This window comes from Streptomyces sp. NPDC088194 (assembly GCF_040702025.1).
In the GTDB taxonomy this organism is placed as follows: domain Bacteria; phylum Actinomycetota; class Actinomycetes; order Streptomycetales; family Streptomycetaceae; genus Actinacidiphila.
The window spans coordinates 46,863-62,591 of record NZ_JBFBIV010000014.1; the positions used below are offsets into that span (position 1 = coordinate 46,863).

Annotated in this window: 13 protein-coding genes and 2 tRNA genes; 11 read left to right on the forward strand and 4 right to left on the reverse strand. The window is 72.3% G+C overall.

The window, feature by feature from the left end; genetic code table 11:
• Window positions 1-103 precede the first annotated feature (103 nt).
• The 4 genes from AB0399_RS10260 (at window position 104) to AB0399_RS10275 (ending at window position 3,319) form a co-directional block, all read left to right on the forward strand.
• Window positions 104-1,207, forward strand: a complete 1,104-nt coding sequence (locus AB0399_RS10260) for an SDR family oxidoreductase (protein WP_366410965.1) — start codon at window positions 104-106, stop codon at window positions 1,205-1,207.
• 103 nt (window positions 1,208-1,310) lie between these two features.
• Entirely contained in the window at window positions 1,311-1,796 is a 486-nt protein-coding gene (locus AB0399_RS10265; RefSeq protein ID WP_366410966.1) for a molybdenum cofactor biosynthesis protein MoaE, read from the forward strand.
• Between the two features lie 179 nt (window positions 1,797-1,975).
• On the forward strand, window positions 1,976-2,236 hold the full coding sequence (locus tag AB0399_RS10270; RefSeq protein ID WP_366410967.1) for a hypothetical protein: 261 nt from the start codon (window positions 1,976-1,978) through the stop codon (window positions 2,234-2,236).
• A gap of 9 nt (window positions 2,237-2,245) precedes the next feature.
• Entirely contained in the window at window positions 2,246-3,319 is a 1,074-nt protein-coding gene (locus AB0399_RS10275; RefSeq protein WP_366410968.1) for a PDZ domain-containing protein, read from the forward strand.
• 78 nt (window positions 3,320-3,397) lie between these two features.
• Here AB0399_RS10275 and AB0399_RS10280 read toward each other — a convergent pair whose 3' ends face one another.
• Window positions 3,398-3,958: a PPA1309 family protein gene (locus AB0399_RS10280; protein ID WP_328469033.1), complete on the reverse strand. Its 561-nt coding sequence runs from the start codon at window positions 3,956-3,958 to the stop codon at window positions 3,398-3,400.
• A 132-nt stretch (window positions 3,959-4,090) separates the two neighbouring features.
• On the opposite strand from AB0399_RS10280, the gene AB0399_RS10285 reads away from it, so the two are divergent.
• The 5 genes from AB0399_RS10285 (at window position 4,091) to AB0399_RS10305 (ending at window position 11,387) form a co-directional block, all read left to right on the forward strand.
• A complete protein-coding gene (locus AB0399_RS10285; RefSeq protein ID WP_366410994.1) occupies window positions 4,091-7,117 on the forward strand; it encodes a UPF0182 family protein in 3,027 nt (1,008 codons plus the stop codon).
• A gap of 42 nt (window positions 7,118-7,159) precedes the next feature.
• Window positions 7,160-7,236, forward strand: a tRNA-Met gene (locus AB0399_RS10290).
• A gap of 410 nt (window positions 7,237-7,646) precedes the next feature.
• Entirely contained in the window at window positions 7,647-9,362 is a 1,716-nt protein-coding gene (locus AB0399_RS10295; protein ID WP_366410995.1) for a tetratricopeptide repeat protein, read from the forward strand.
• 451 nt (window positions 9,363-9,813) lie between these two features.
• Window positions 9,814-9,890: transfer RNA gene (locus AB0399_RS10300), tRNA-Met, on the forward strand.
• Between the two features lie 225 nt (window positions 9,891-10,115).
• Window positions 10,116-11,387: a HEAT repeat domain-containing protein gene (locus tag AB0399_RS10305; protein ID WP_366410969.1), complete on the forward strand. Its 1,272-nt coding sequence runs from the start codon at window positions 10,116-10,118 to the stop codon at window positions 11,385-11,387.
• Here the strand turns inward: AB0399_RS10305 and AB0399_RS10310 are convergent.
• Entirely contained in the window at window positions 11,353-11,763 is a 411-nt protein-coding gene (locus AB0399_RS10310) for a Fur family transcriptional regulator (protein WP_329365002.1), read from the reverse strand. The genes AB0399_RS10305 and AB0399_RS10310 overlap by 35 nt on opposite strands.
• A gap of 154 nt (window positions 11,764-11,917) precedes the next feature.
• On the opposite strand from AB0399_RS10310, the gene AB0399_RS10315 reads away from it, so the two are divergent.
• Entirely contained in the window at window positions 11,918-13,378 is a 1,461-nt protein-coding gene (locus AB0399_RS10315; protein ID WP_366410970.1) for a catalase, read from the forward strand.
• A gap of 109 nt (window positions 13,379-13,487) precedes the next feature.
• On the opposite strand, the gene AB0399_RS10320 is transcribed toward AB0399_RS10315, so the two are convergent.
• Both AB0399_RS10320 and hisN read right to left on the reverse strand, forming a co-directional pair.
• Window positions 13,488-13,880: a CBS domain-containing protein gene (locus AB0399_RS10320; RefSeq protein WP_328469041.1), complete on the reverse strand. Its 393-nt coding sequence runs from the start codon at window positions 13,878-13,880 to the stop codon at window positions 13,488-13,490.
• A 127-nt stretch (window positions 13,881-14,007) separates the two neighbouring features.
• Complete coding sequence (gene hisN, locus AB0399_RS10325) at window positions 14,008-14,805, reverse strand: histidinol-phosphatase (RefSeq protein ID WP_329364998.1); 798 nt, start codon at window positions 14,803-14,805, stop codon at window positions 14,008-14,010.
• Between the two features lie 195 nt (window positions 14,806-15,000).
• Here hisN and AB0399_RS10330 point away from each other — a divergent pair, with 195 nt between their 5' ends.
• Window positions 15,001-15,555 (forward strand): TetR/AcrR family transcriptional regulator, encoded by a 555-nt coding sequence (locus AB0399_RS10330; RefSeq protein ID WP_329364997.1) that lies wholly within the window; start codon window positions 15,001-15,003, stop codon window positions 15,553-15,555.
• Window positions 15,556-15,729 lie beyond the last annotated feature (174 nt).

Here is a 15,729-nt window from a genome sequence, read left to right on the forward strand (position 1 = left end):
GTCTTGCTGGCCCGGCCCGGTGTGATGGGCTCTACCTCCAGCGTAGACACCCGTCCGGCAGGATGGCGCTGTACGTATCTGAGACAACCGTGGGAGACACCCGGTGAGTTCCCCAGAAGCACACGTTCGCCCAGAGCGGAGCCCCGGTCGGGCCGGGGCCGGGCCGGTGGTCGCGATCACTGGCGCGGCTTCCGGGGTGGGGCGCGCGCTGGCCATGCGGCTCGCCGAGTCCGACCAGGTCAGGAAGGTCGTGGCGATCGACGAGCGGCGCGGCGACGTGCCCGGGGCGACCTGGCGGGTGCTGGACGTGCGCGACCCGGCGATCGCCGAGAAGCTGCGCGGCGCGTCGGTCGTGGTGCACCTCGCGCTCGACCTCGACCTGGAGTCCGACGCGAAGGCCCGCTCGGCGTTCAACGTGCGCGGCACCCAGACCGTACTGACCGCGGCCGCCGCGGCCGGCGTGCACCGCGTGGTGCTGTGCACCTCGGCGATGGTCTACGGCGCCCAGGCCGACAACGACGTGCCGCTCGCCGAGGACGCGCCACTGCGGGCGACGTCCGAGGCGAGCTTCGTGGACGACCTGCTGGAGATCGAGCGGCTCGGCCGCCGTGCCCCGCGCGCCCACCCCGGCCTGAACGTGACGATCCTGCGGCCCGCGGTCCTGGTGGGCGACACCGACACCGCGCTGACCCGGTACTTCGAGTCGCCGCGGCTGCTGGTGGTGGCGGGCAGCCGGCCGTGCTGGCAGTTCTGCCATGTCGAGGACCTGGTGTCGGCGCTGGAGTTCGCGGTGCTGGAGAAGGTCGACGGCGAGATGGCGGTCGGCTGCGACGGCTGGCTGGAGCAGGAGGAGGTCGAGGAGCTGTCCGGCGTCCGCCGGATGGAGCTTCCGGCCGCGGTCGCCTTCGGCGCGGCCTCCCGGCTGCACCGGCTGGGCCTGACCCCGTCGCCGGCCGGCGACCTCGCGTACACCATGCACCCCTGGGTGGTCAGCGGGCGCAAGCTGTACGAGGCGGGCTGGCGGCCCCAGTGGTCCAACGAGCAGGTGCTCGCCGAACTGCTCGCCGAGGTCGAGGGCCGGAACTCCGTCGCCGGGCGCCGCCTGGGACGCAAGGACGCCACCACGCTGGGTGCCGCGGGGGCGACCGTCGCCCTGATCGGCGCGGCGGCCGTGGTGCGCAGCGCCCGCAGACGCCGCGGCCTGTGACCTCTGACGGCTGGTGAGCCCTGACGGCCCCCAACGATCGACGGTAATGGAATACTGTTTCCGCATCGCGGTATGAGCGGGGGAGTGAGGCAGGATGGAAGGCATGGCATCCGTATCCGGCGCACCCGGTGAGCCCGCGTCCTTCGGGGGCGCGGCCGACGACGGACCGGTCGTCCGCCTGCTCGCGATCCGCGACACGCCCCTGTCGGTGGACGAGGTCTTCGCCGCGGTCGGCGACGACGCCGCCGGTGGCACCGCGCTGTTCGTGGGCACGGTCCGCGACCACGACGGCCGCCCCGACGCCCAGGTGACCGGGCTGTCGTACTCCGCGCACCCCACCGCCGAGGCCGAGCTGCGCCGGGTCGCCGAGAAGGTCGCCGCGGACTTTCCCGTACAGGCGCTCGCCGCCGTCCACCGGGTCGGTGACCTGCGGGTGGGCGACATCGCGGTGGTCGTCGCGGTGGCCTGCCCGCACCGCGGCGAGGCGTTCGCCGCCAGCCGCCGCCTGATCGACGACCTCAAGCGCGAGGTGCCGATCTGGAAGCACCAGACCTTCGCGGACGGCGAGCAGGACTGGGTCGGCGCGTAGCTTTCCTCGCCGAAGGGCGGCCCTCGGCGAGGCGGCGAGCCGGCGCCGAACACCCTCCGTTAGTGGTACTTCGGGTTGCGTAACCCCGCGCCCCGGCCGAACGTTGACTCACCGAGTGGTTAATCTGCTCATAGGTCTGATTAATCTCGTTTGGGTCATAGGGGATCGGGGAGTTCGCAGTGGGAGCACTCACTTGGTTGCTCATTCCGGTGGCCGCCGCGGTCGCCGCCGCCATCTGGGCCCGCTGGGTCGCCCGCCGGCGCAGCCTCGGCGACGGCGCCTCGCTCGCCGGTTACGAGCGGTTCCGGCAGGCCATGCAGACGTCCTCGGTCACCCCGGCGGCGGCCGGCGGCCCCCCGGTTTCCGCCGTCGACGGGGACATCCCGTCGGAGGACGAGGAGGATTCACCCCGCGGGCCGGTTGTCGGACCGGTCCCGTAGGGTCAGGGCATGTCACGCCGCACCGCGACGCTGCTCGCCTCGACTCTGACGCTGATAGCGCTGCTGTGCGTGGCGCTGGTGACACCGACTCCTTACGCGGAGATGTCGCCCGGGCCGACCGTGAACACCCTGGGCAGCTACGGCGGCGAGAAGGTCATCGACATCTCGGGCCACAAGACGTATCCCACCACCGGCAACCTGAACATGACGACGGTTCGCGTCACTGGTGCCGACTACCGGATGAACCTGGTCGAGGCGGTGCTCGGCTGGGCCCGGCACGACGACAAGGTCGTCGAGCACGACACCCTCTATCCCAAGGGCCAGACCGCCGAGCAGGCCGACCAGGAGAACGCCGAGGAGTTCAGCCAGTCACAGGACAGCGCCAAGGTCGCCGCCCTGGAGGAGCTGAAGATCCCCGTGCAGTCCCGGGTGATCGTCGCCGCCGTGGTCAAGGGCGGCGCCGCCGAGGGCCTGCTGCACGCCGGTGACGTGATCAAGGCGGTGGACGGCCACCAGGTCACCGCGGCCGACCAGGTGGCGACCTTCGTCACCAAGCACACCCCGGGTGAGAAGACCGTGTTCACCGTGGTCAGGGCGGCCGACGTGAAGAAGAAGGCGCCGCCCACCCAGCAGGTGACGATCACCACCCGCACCTCCGACGACGAGGGCGCCAAGCGCGCGGTCGTCGGCATCCAGGCCGGCGTGGAGCACCTGTTCCCGTTCACCATCGACATCCGGCTCGCGGACGTCGGCGGCCCCAGCGCCGGCATGATGTTCGCGCTCGGCATCATCGACAAGCTCAGCCCGGGGGACCTCACCGGCGGCGCGTTCGTGGCCGGCACCGGCACCATCGACGACAACGGCAACGTCGGCCCGATCGGCGGTATCAGCCTCAAGACGATCGGTGCGCGCGACAAGGGCGCGAAGTACTTCCTCACCCCGGCCGACAACTGCGAGGAGGCCGCCAAGGACATCCCCGGCGGCCTCACCCTGGTCAAGGTGAAGACCCTGGACGACGCCATGGCGGCCCTGAAGGACATCCGCGACGGCGACGTCTCGAAGCTGCCGAGCTGCAAGAGCTGACCGCCGGGGCGGCCCTCCCGCGCCCGGCCCGTCCCGCTTCCCGCGGCCCCGGCAACCTAGGCGCTCAGCCGCCCTCCCTCACTCCTCGAAGGTCGCGCTCAGCGCGTCCGCCAGCCCCGGCACCAGGTCCTTGCCGGTCAGCACCTCCGTCTCCGAGTCCTTCGCGCGCAGCCGCACCGCCGACTCCCGCGTCCCGTCGCGCAGCACGCCGACCGTCATCCGCACCTCCTGCCGTTCCGGGTGCGCGGCGACCCAGGCGGCCAGCGCCTTGTCGTCCAGGTCGTCGGGGATGGCCGCCTCGGCGGACGGCGGCAGCATCAGCCGCTCCACGGTGAGCGCGCACCCGGCGATCACCTCGGGCCAGGCGATGGTGGCCAGGAACTCGTCGAGCGCCTGGCCGGCCGGCAACTCGTCCTGCTCGATGGGGGTCAGGCCCTCGGCCGCCGAGTCGGCGGCGTCCAGCCCGAGTTGGTCGGCGAGCGCGGGCTCCCGGGTGCGCAGGTGCGCGGTGTCGACGAGGGCGAAGAGCCGGGCGGGCCGGTCCCAGCCGAGGCCCGACGCATAGGTGTCGATCTCGAGGACGGCGCGGGTCAGGGGGTTCGCCGCGAGCGGCGAACCTTCGGTCGCAGTGTTGGACATGTCAGTATCCTCCCCCTTCTCCGACCGGAATCGGGAACCGGCCAATGCGTCGATAAGTTGCACCTGTGGGAGTCCGACTCGGGGCACCCCGAGATCGCCGACCACTTCGAGGTGCGCACCGTGGTATTCGAGATGCCGGAACGCGACGGAGACGGAGGGGCGCCCGCACCTCGCTTCACCGTCGGCCGCCCGTCGCGCAGCGCCCGTACGCTGCTCGTCACCGTGGCCGTGCTGGCCCTGCTGATGATCGCGTTCGTGATCTTCGCCGGCTTCTGGACGGACCTGCTGTGGTACCGGTCGGTGCACTACTCCTCGGTGTTCGGCACGGTGTTGTGGACGAAGATCGCGCTGTTCTGCGCCTTCGGGCTGCTGATGGGGCTGGCGGTCGGCGCGAACATGTTCCTGGCGCACCGGCTGCGCCCGCCGCTGAGCGCGATGTCGCCCGAGCAGCAGAACCTCGACCGGTACCGGATGGGCATCGCGCCGTACAAGAAGTGGGTGCTGCTCGCGGTCAGCACCGTGGTCGGGCTGGTCGCCGGCGGATCGGCCACCGGTCAGTGGCGGTTGTGGCTGCTGTTCGTCAACGCGACGCCGTTCCACACCAAGGACCCGCAGTTCCACAAGGACGTGTCGTTCTACACCTTCGACCTGCCCTGGTACCGCTTCCTGCTGGCCTTCTGCTTCGCCGTCGTGCTGCTGTCCCTGCTGGCCGCCGTCCTGGTGCACTACCTGTACGGGGGGCTGCGCATCACCTCGCCCGGCGCCCGCGCCACCACGGCCGCCACCGGGCACCTGTCGGTGCTGCTCGGCCTGTTCGTCTCCCTGAAGGCGGTCGCCTACTGGCTGGACCGCTACTCGCTCGCGGTGAAGTCCAGCGGGATCAAGGCCACCGACAACTGGACCGGCCTGCGCTACGTCGACGCCAACGCGTACCTGCCGGCCAAGACCATCCTGTTCTCGATCGCGGTGATCTGCGCGCTGCTGTTCTTCGCCACCCTGTGGCGCCGCACCTGGACGCTGCCGACCGTCGGCTTCGGCCTGATGGTGCTGTCCGCGATCCTGATCGGCGGCCTGTACCCGGCGATCGTGCAGAAGTTCCAAGTCCAGCCGAACGAGGCCGCCAAGGAGGCGCCGTACATCCAGCGGAACATCGACGCCACCCGCGCCGCGTACGGCATCGACGACACCGTGGAGTCCGACTACAAGGGCACCAGCAAGGCGTCGAACGCCAAGCTGCGCGCCGACGCGGGCAGCGCGGCCTCGATCCGGGTGCTCGACCCCAACGTGGTCTCACCGACCTTCCAGCAGACCCAGCAGTCCGGGAGCTACTACTCCTTCCCCTCCACCCTGGACGTCGACCGCTACACGGTCGACGGCAAGGAGCAGGACACCGTGGTCGGCGTCCGGGAGCTGAACGTGAAGGGCATCCCGGAGAACAACTGGATCAACGACCACTTCAAGTACACCCACGGCTACGGGATGGTCGCGGCCAAGGGCACCACCGTGACCGGCAACGGGGTCGGCTCGACCGCCGGTTCGGGCACCGGCTCCGGCTCCGGCAACGGCACTGACACCGGCTCCGGCGCGTCGAGCGACTCCGACCACACCGGCCAGCCGGTCTACACCGAGCAGGGCCTGCCCACCGCCGGCGCCCTCGGCCCGTACACGCAGCAGATCTACTTCGGCGAGCAGACCAAGCAGTACTCGATCGTGGGCGGCCCCACCAAGGAGCTGGACTACGCGGAGAAGAAGCGCGAGGTGACCACCACCTACCGGGGCAACGGCGGGGTCAGCCTCGACAACCCGGTCACCCGGGCCGCGTACGCGGTGACGCTCGGCGAGCCGAAGATCCTCTACTCGGGGGCCATCGGGCACGGTTCGCAGATCCTGTACCACCGCACCCCCAAGCAGCGCGTCGAGGCGGTCGCGCCCTGGCTGACGATCGACGGCGACCCGTATCCGGCCGTCGTCGGCAAGCACGTGGTGTGGATAGTCGACGCCTACACGACGAGCGACAACTACCCGTACGCCTCGCGTACGACGCTGGGCAACACCACCGCGGACTCCCTCACCGACAACCAGCGGTCGGTGGTGGCCCGGCAGAACCGGGTCAACTACATCCGCAACTCGGTGAAGGCCACCGTGGACTCCTACACCGGCGCCGTGACGCTCTACCAGTGGGACGCCAAGGACCCGGTGCTCAAGACCTGGATGAAGGCGTTCCCGCACACGGTACGGCCCAAGAGCGCGATCCCGGCCGCGCTGATGGCGCATCTGCGCTACCCGGAGGACCTGTTCAAGGTGCAGCGCCAGCTGCTCACCCAGTACCACGTCACCAAGGCCGCGCAGTTCTACACCGGCAGCCAGGTCTGGCAGGTCCCGAACGACCCCGCGTCCAAGTCCGGCAAGGCGGTGCCGCCGTACTACCTGAGCCTGAAGATGCCCGGCCAGAGCGCGCAGAGGTTCTCGCTCACCTCCACCTTCACGCCTGACGGGCGCGGCAACCTGGCGGCGTTCGTCGCGGTGGACTCCGACGCGACCAGCCCGGACTACGGGAAGATACGCCTGCTGGAGACGCCCACCGACGACCCCGTGGACGGGCCGCGGCTGGTGCAGAGCAAGTTCAACTCCGACTCCGCCTACGCCCAGCAGATCTCCCGGCTGCGCGGCAAGGACTCCACCATCGAGTACGGCAACCTGCTCACCCTCCCGCTGGACGGCGGGCTGCTGTACGTGGAGCCGGTCTACCTGCGCGGCGCGAACGTCGACTACCCCCTGCTGAAGAAGGTGTTCGTCAGCTTCAACGGGCGCAACGCGTTCGACGACACCCTCGACCAGGCGCTGGACTCCCTCTTCGGCAGCAGCGGCGGCACGTCCACCGGCCCGACGAGCCCCACCGGCCCGACCGGTCCCGCGAGCCCGGGCGGGCCGACCGCCTCGCCGCCGGGCAGCTCCGCCGACCCCCAGGTCGAGGCGGCCCTGACGAAGGCCCAGAAGGCGTACGACGACGCGCAGACGGCCATGCGGAAGAACGACTGGACGGCGTACGGCGAGGCGCAGCGGCGGCTCGGCAAGGCGCTGCGGGAGGCCGAGCGGGCCGAGAAGGCGGCGAAGGCCGTCAACCCGGCGAAGGCCGCCAAGCCTTCGAACGCGGGCTGATCAGGTGACATCCCGCGCCGTGGTACGGTTGGCACACAACGACGCGGGGTGGAGCAGCTCGGTAGCTCGCTGGGCTCATAACCCAGAGGTCGCAGGTTCAAATCCTGTCCCCGCTACCACGACGGCTCGGGGTCTCAAGGGACCCCGGGCCGTTTTTTCGCGCCCGCCGCCAGGTCGCGGGACGCCGCTCCGTTTAGGTGAGAACCAGACTTACCGTCAAGGGAGTTCGGGTCACTTCACTTGTTCGTGTGACATCACGTTTACGGTGTTTGGCCTGACGCCTTGTCGGGAAGTCGATAAAACGCCGAAGTGACCAAGCGGGGTGCGGTATACCAGGTGTACGCCGCTGACAGGTGGTGCGACCATGGGGCTTATGGGGGACGGTGCAGGACTGCTGAACACTCGTCAGAACCGTGAGGAGCGGGAGCCGACGGGCCGGAAGGCCGTGACCGTGGCCGAGTTGCTGCCCGCGCCCCGTAGCGCCGAGCCCGCGCAGGAGTCCGCGGGCGCCCCCGACGACGCCTCGACCATGGCGCCGGCCCTGCTCGGCGACCTGCCCGACGAGGACACCCTCGCGATGCGCGAGGAGGCCGAGATCGAGGCCCGGCACCGGGTGGCCGCCGACGCGGGCGACCCCGGCGCGATGAGCGCGCTCGGCACCCTGCTGCTGCGCCGTGGCGACCTCGACGGCGCGGAGCCCTACCTGCGGGGCGCCGTCCAGGACGGCGACCGTGCCGCCGCCAACAACCTCGCCCTGCTGCTGCACCAGCGCGGCTGCGCCGAGGAGGCCGCCGGCTGGTGGCGGATCGCCGCCGTCGCCGGCTCCGCGCCCGCCGCGCACGCCCTCGGCCGCCACCTGCGCGAGCGTGGCGACGAGCCCGGCGCCGAGTACTGGCTGCGCCAGTCCGCCGAGGCCGGCCACGCCCTGGGCGCGTACGCCCTCGCCGACCTGCTCGACCACCAGCGGGACGTCGCCGCCGAGCGCTGGTTCCGCAGCGCCGCCGAGCAGGGCCACCGCGAGGCCGCCTACCGGCTGGCCCGGATCTGCGCGGTCCGCGGCCAGGAGCGCGAGGCCGAGCAGTGGTACCGCCAGGCCGCCGCCAAGCGGCACCGCCGTGCCGCGCTGCGGCTCGGCACGCTCCTGGAGGAGCGCGGCGAGACCAAGGAGGCCGAGCGCTGGTACCTGACGGCCGCCCGTGACGGCGAGGCCCGCGCCGCGTGCGCGCTGGGCTTCCTGCTGCGCGACGCCGGCGACATCGACCTGGCCGCGACCTGGTGGCGGCGTGCCGCCCAGGCCGGCGACGGCAACGCGGCGAACGCGCTGGGCGCCCTGCACGCCCAGGAGGGCGAGACGCAGACCGCCGAGCGCTGGTACCGCACCGCCATGGAGGCGGGCGACGTCAACGGCGCGTACAACCTCGGTCTGCTCTGCGCGGGCAACGGCCGGGCCGCGCAAGCCGAGCAGTGGTACCGCAAGGCCGCGTACGCCGGGCACCGCGAGGCCGCCAACGCGGTCGCCGTGCTGCTGCTCCAGCGCGGGGACGCGGCCGGCGCGGAGCCGTGGTTCTCCAAGGCCGCGGAGTCTGGCAGCATCGACGCGGCCTTCAACCTCGGCATCCTGCACGCCTCCCGCGGTGAGGACGCCACCGCGCGGCGCTGGTACGAGCACGCCGCCGCGGCCGGACACGCCGAGGCCGCGCTCCAGGTCGCGATCGCCCTCCAGCGCGAGGGCGACCAGCACGCCGCCGAGCGGCATCTGCGCTGCGCGGCCGGCGGCGGCAGCCCCGAGGCGGCCTTCCGCCTCGGCACGCTCCTCGACGGTCATGAGGAGGGGCGTACGGAGGTCGCCGAGGAGGCGGAGGAGTGGCACGAGCGCGCGGCGCGCCAGGGGCACCGCCGCGCGCAGGTGCGGCTCGGCATGGGCGCGGCCAAGCGGGGTGACGTGGTCGAGGCCGCGCACTGGTACCGGCTCGCGGCTGAAGCGGGGTCGCGCAACGGGGCGTTCAACCTCGGGTTGCTGTTCGCGCGGGAGGGGAGCGAGCCGGAGGCCGCGCTCTGGTGGACCCGTGCGGCGGAGGCGGGGCACGGGCGGGCGGCTTTGCGGATGGCGCTGCTTTCGGCGCGGCGTGGGGACCTGCCGGCCGCGCAGTCGTGGTGTGCTCGTGCGATCGACTGCGGGCCCCCGGAGGTGGCGGAGCGGGCGGCGCGGCTCACTGCGGCGGTTTCCCACGAACTCACTGCGTGATCGCTGGGGCGGTCCGCCCGGGGTGGCTGGTGCTGTCGGCTCCCGGACCACCTGCCGGTGGGGGCTGGTCGCGCAGTTCCCCGCGCCCCTGGGGTGTTGCCCCTGGGGGTTGCCTTTTGGTGGGGGGTGGTCGGTTCTTTTCCAGGGCTTCGCTTGGGAGGTGGCTTCCCGTGCCCTTGGGTGGGTGCCTGTTGGGGTGGGGTTGTTGGCGTGCGGTGGGTGGGGGGCTGGTCGCGCAGTTCCTCGCGCCCCTGGGTGGGTGCCCCTGGGGGTTGTGGGTTGCCTTGCGGTGGGGTTGTTGGTGTGCGGTGGGTGGGGGGCTGGTCGCGCAGTTCCTCGCGCCCCTGGGTGGGTGCCCCTGGGGGTTGCCTTTTGGTGGGGGCGGAATGAGGGGGATTGGGGGAGGGATTTGGTGGGGTCGGTGGGGCGGGGTATGGTGAGGGAACAACGACGCGGGGTGGAGCAGCTCGGTAGCTCGCTGGGCTCATAACCCAGAGGTCGCAGGTTCAAATCCTGTCCCCGCTACCACGTAGGACGTAAGCCCGAAAGCAACTGCTTTCGGGCTTACGTGTTGTTCGGGCAAAGTCCGGGTGAAGCTGCTTGGTGGGGGCCGGGTGGGGCGGGACGATGGGGGTGGAGAGTCGCGCAAGGCCGGGAGGCGGGTTGCTGCGCAGGCGGCGTCGGGCAGAGGCGGTTGACGTATCCGCGGAGCGGGCCGCGGAGGCGGCGCGGTGGGCCGCGTGGTGCGGGCGGGTGGAGGAGGGGCGGCGCCCCGAGGACGTGAGGGCGCTGCTGGCGCGGCTGCGCGGGGCCGTGGAGCGGGGAACCCCGCAGACGCGGAGTGCGGCCGTGGAGGCGCTGGGGCGGGCGCCCGCAGGGCTGTTGACGTTGCTGGACCGGCACGCGCGGTGCCCGGAGCGGGTGCGTACGGTGCCGGCCGCGGCGGAGGCTGTCGTACCGTCATCCGATCTGCTCGGCGGGCTCGTTGCGTCGCTGGAGGCGGACGGGCGGGTGCGGCAGGCGGCGGTGGAGGCGCTGGCCGCGTTCGGGGGGCCGCTGCCCGCGGCGGCGCTGGCGGTGCGGGCGGTGGACTGGGTGCCGCAGGTCGCGGCGGGGGCGCGCGGTGCGCTGCTGGCGCGTACCGCCCCGGACGAGGCGCCCGCAGTGGTGGGCGTGCTGCTGAGGGTCGGGGAGAGGCGGCGGGCGCAGGGCCTGCTCGCCGGGTACCGGTCGGTGCTGGGCGAGCCGGCGCAGCGCCGGGCGGTGCGGGTGCTGGCCGGGCACGCCGATCCGCCGGTGCGCCGTTTCGGTGTCGAACTCGCCCTGGACCTGGGGGAATACGTCCGCGGCGACCTGCTGCGCACCGCGCTGCACGACAGCGACCAGGTGTGCCGGCGGCTGTGCGCGCAGCGGCTGCTGGAGCTGGACCCGGAGCAGGCCGGGCGGCTGTTATGGGCGAGTGGCGCGGGAGTGCGCGAGCTGGCGGTCTCGGTGCTGCCCGCGGACGTGCCGGCCACGCGGCTGGTGGCGCCGCTGGCGGATCGGGCCAGGATGGTGCGGGCGCAGGCCCGTTGGAAGCTCTACCAGCGCGGTGAGCCGCCCGCGGAGGTCTACCGCAAGCAGTTGCGGAAGGCGGTGAAGGCGGCGGACGCCGCGCCGGGGCTGCTGGCCGGGCTCGCCGCGGGCCTGGGGGAGTGCGGCGACGCCGCGGACGTGGGGGCGCTGGCCCGGCTGCTGCCCGACCCGCGTGCGGCGGTGCGCAGGGCGGCGGCGCGCGCGGTGGGACGGCTGGCCAAGCCGTACGAACTGGTGCCGCTGCTCGCCCCGTTGGCCAACGACCCGGACCCGGGCGTGGCCAGGGAGGTGTTCGGAGGGCTGGCGCGGGTGCCGCACGACGTGCCGCCGGAGACGCTGTGGATCGGCCGGACCCGGACCGAGCCGGCGGTGCGCCGGCTGGCCGAGCGGATCGGCGTACGGGGTGGGCGTACGGCTATGCGCAGTCCGGGCAGAGCCCGCGGTAGGTGACCTCGGCGGCGGAGACGGTGAAGCCGAAGCGCTCGTCGACGGGGAGGGCGGCGAGCGGGTCGCCGGTGGGGTGGACGTCGCGCACGGTGCCGCAGTCGGCGCACACCAGGTGCTGGTGCGGGTGGTGCGCGTTCGGGTCGTACCGCTTGGCGCGGCCGTCGGTGGTGACCTCGATGATCTCGCCGATGCTCACCATCTCGCCGAGCGTGTTGTAGACCGTCGCCCGCGAGATCTCGGGCAGGCGGGCGATGGCGCGGGCGTGCACCTCGTCGGCGGTGAGGTGCACGTGGTCGCCGTCGAGCACCTCGGCCACGACGCGCCGCTGGGAGGTCATCCGCCAGCCGCGTTCGCGTAGTCGTTCCAACAGGTCGCTCATGTGTCCCAGCCTAACAGTCGGGGTCCTGAAGAGGACATGGTCCACAGATGACTCTCGTCTTGACTTGGACAATGTCTATCGTAGGATCGAGTCTGACACCGGCTGAGAGGCCCGGCGGCGGCCGAGGGACAGCCCGACACCAGGGAGACATGACGTGACTGCTCAGGAGACGGCTCCGCTGACCACGGAGTCCGGCGCGCCCGTTGCGGACAACCAGAACAGCGAGACGGCCGGCCTCGGCGGTCCGGTGCTCGTGCAGAGCCAGCACCTGCTGGAGAAGCTCGCCCACTTCAACCGCGAGCGCATCCCGGAGCGCGTGGTGCACGCCCGCGGCGCGGGGGCGTACGGCACCTTCACGCTGACCCGCGACGTGTCGCAGTGGACGCGCGCGAAGTTCCTCTCCGAGGTGGGCAAGCAGACCGAGACGTTCCTGCGCTTCTCCACCGTGGCGGGCAACCTCGGGGCGGCGGACGCGGTACGCGACCCGCGCGGCTTCGCGCTGAAGTTCTACACCGAGGAGGGCAACTACGACCTCGTCGGCAACAACACGCCGGTGTTCTTCATCAAGGACGCCCTCAAGTTCCCCGACTTCATCCACACCCAGAAGCGCGACCCGTACACCGGCTCCCAGGAGCCGGACAACGTCTGGGACTTCTGGGGGCTGAGCCCGGAGGCCACCCACCAGGTGACCTGGCTCTTCAGCGACCGCGGCATCCCCGCCTCCTACCGCCACCTCAACGGGTACGGCTCGCACACCTACCAGTGGAGCAACGAGGCGGGCGAGGTCTTCTGGGTGAAGTACCACTTCAAGACCGACCAGGGCATCAGGAACCTCAGCGCCGAGGACGCCGCGCGGCTGGCCGGCACCGACCCGGACTCCCACCAGCGCGACCTGCGCGAGGCCATCGAGCGCGGCGACTTCCCGAGCTGGACCGTGCAGGTCCAGGTGATGCCGGCGGCCGACGCGCCGGGTTACCGCTTCAACCCGTTCGATCTCACCAAGGTGTGGCCGCACGCGGACTACCCGCCGATCGAGATCGGCCGGCTGGAGCTGAACCGCAACCCGGAGAACGTCTTCGCCGAGGTCGAGCAGTCCGTCTTCAGCCCGGCGCACTTCGTGCCCGGCATCGGCCCCTCCCCGGACAAGATGCTCCAGGGCCGGCTGTTCGCCTACGGCGACGCGCACCGCTACCGGGTCGGCGCCAACGCCGACCACCTGCCGGTGAACCGCCCGCACGCCACCGAGGCACGCACCCACGCCCGTGACGGCCACCTGTACGACGGCCGGCACAAGGGCGCCAAGAACTACGAGCCGAACAGCTTCGGCGGCCCCGTCGAGACCGGCCGCCCGCTGTGGGAGTCCACCGCCGTCGCCGGCGCCACCCTGTACGGCGCCGCGCCCTCGCACGCCGAGGACAACGACTTCGTGCAGGCCGGCGACCTCTACCGGCTGCTCGACGAGGACGCCAGGACGCGCCTGATCGGCAACCTCGCGGGCGCCCTCGCCCAGGTCTCGCGCGAGGACATCGTCGAGCGGGCGATCGCCAACTTCCGCCAGGCGGACGCTGACTACGGCAAGCGGCTGGACGCCGCGGTCCAGGCCCTTCGCGGCTGAACCAGCGCTTGACCGTAAAACCGGAGGGGGCCGGACGCCACGGGGCTCCGGCCCCCTCCGGAGTATCCGCCTGCCACGAGCCCGACAGGCGCCATGCGTCCTTCGGGCCCTACGCCGGCACCGCGGACCGGGCCGGCGCCCACAGGCGGATGATGTCGCGGACCGAGACCACGCCCACCGGCTCGCGGCCGTCCAGCACGATCAGGTGCCGGAAGCCGCCGTGCACCATCGCGGCGGCGGCCTCCTCCAGGGTCCACGCCGGTGCGGCGAAGACGACGTCGGTCGTGGTGTGGGCGTGGGCGTGCTCGTCGTCGGGATCGAGGCCGGCGCCGACCGCGTCGAGGATGTCGCGCTCGGTGAGGATGCCGAGGCCGCAGGTGTCGGTGTCGAGGACGATGGCCGCGCCGACTCGGCGGGCGGACATCAGGCGGGCGGCCTGGCGGAGGGTGTGGGCGGGGCCGATGGTCAGGACCACCGTGCTCATCGCGTCGCGGACCAGCATGTGGGGGCACCTCCAGAAAGGGGGTGAGCCGTCCGCGCAAGCCTGCCGTGGCCTTCCGTGAACGGTTTCACATATTCACAAGCGGGGGTATTCTCATGTTCACATGCTGTTCCGCGTGAGGCAAGGGTCAGGAGCGTCCCAAGTACCCCAGCAGCTCCTCGTGCAACAGCCCGTTCGACGCTGCCGCGTTGCCGCCGAACGGCCCCGACTCGCCCTCCAGCGAGGTGAACCGGCCGCCCGCCTCCCGCACGATCACGTCGTTCGCCGCCATGTCCCAGACGCTCAGCTCCGGTTCGGCGCAGATGTCCACCGAGCCCTCGGCGACCATCATGTACGGCCAGAAGTCGCCGTAACCGCGGGTCCGCCAGCAGTTCCGGGTCAGGTGCAGGAAGCCCTCCATCCGGCCCGCCTCCTCCCAGCCGTGCAGCGAGGAGTACGCGAACGAGGCGTCCTCCAGCCGGCCGACCCGTGAGACGTGCAGCCGGGTCGCCGAGGTCAGGCTGCGCCCGGTGTACGCGCCGCCGCCCTTCGCCGCCCACCAGCGCCGGCCCAGCGCGGGCGCGGACACCACGCCGACCACCACCTCGTCGCCGCCCTCGCCGCGCACCGCGAGCGAGATCAGCGTCGCCCACACCGGCACGCCGCGCACGTAGTTCTTGGTGCCGTCGATCGGGTCGATGATCCACCGCCGGGCGCCGCCGCCCTCGCTGCCGTACTCCTCGCCGAGCACCGCGTCCCGTGGCCGGGCCCGGCCCAACTGGCTCCGGATCAGCTCCTCCGCGGCCCGGTCGGCCTCGGTCACCGGGGTCAGGTCCGGCTTCGTCTCCACCTTGAGGTCGATCGCCTTGAACCGCTCCATGGTCGTGGCGTCGGCGGCGTCGGCGAGCACATGGGCCAGCCGCAGGTCGTCGTTGTAATCGGGCATGTGCCGAACAGTATCGATTCGGCCAGGTCCGCGGCCATCACGTCCACGGCGCCTGCGCGGGCCCGCGGGCGGGACCGCCGGGCCCGGCCCGACACAGACCGTCGCGGAGCCTTGACAGCGCGTCGGCCCGCGTCAATTCTTTCGGCACGCCCGCTGCCCGCGGCCCACGACGCTTGCGGTATTGGGGAGGCAACGATGCCTACCGTGCGCGAATCGCTCCTCGAAGCGGCGTTCACCGCGCTCGCCGACCGGTCGTGGACCGAGGTCCGGATGGTCGAGGTCGCCGCGGCGGCAGGAGTCTCCCGGCAGACCCTCTACAACGAGTTCCACAGCAAGGACGGGCTGGCCCGCGCACTGGCCCGGCGGGAGACCGACACCTACCTCGCCGGCGTCGACGAGGCGCTCGCCCGCGCCGAGCGGGACGGCGGCGACGCCGGCGAACGGTTCGCCGCCGCGGCCGGCTGGACGCTGCGCCACGCCCGCCGCAGCCCGCTGGTCCGCGCGGCCCTCGCCGGCGACCGCACCTCGCACCCGCCGCTGCCCGACCTCGCCGACGCGCTGCGCGCCCGCGCCGCCCTCTCCCTGACCCGCGCCTTCCCCCGGCTGCCCGCCGACGACATCGCCTGGGCCTGCGACGCCGCCATCCGCCTCACCGTCTCCTACGTCGTCGCCCCCGCCCCGAGCGACGAGGACGCCTGCGTGCGGATCGCCCAGCTGGTCCGCAGCCTGCTGGCCCGGCACCGCAGGTGACGGGACGTCAGGAGACGTGCTGACGGCGGACCTTGGCGGGACGCCAAGCCTGGGACCGGCCGTTGACGTGACGTCAGGTGCGCGCGGCAGCGGTTCGGCCGGGCGCCGTGCGCGGGTGGCTCCGGAGTCGCGGGCGGCGCCGGAGCAGTGGCAGGAGCGAGGTCGGCGGCAGGC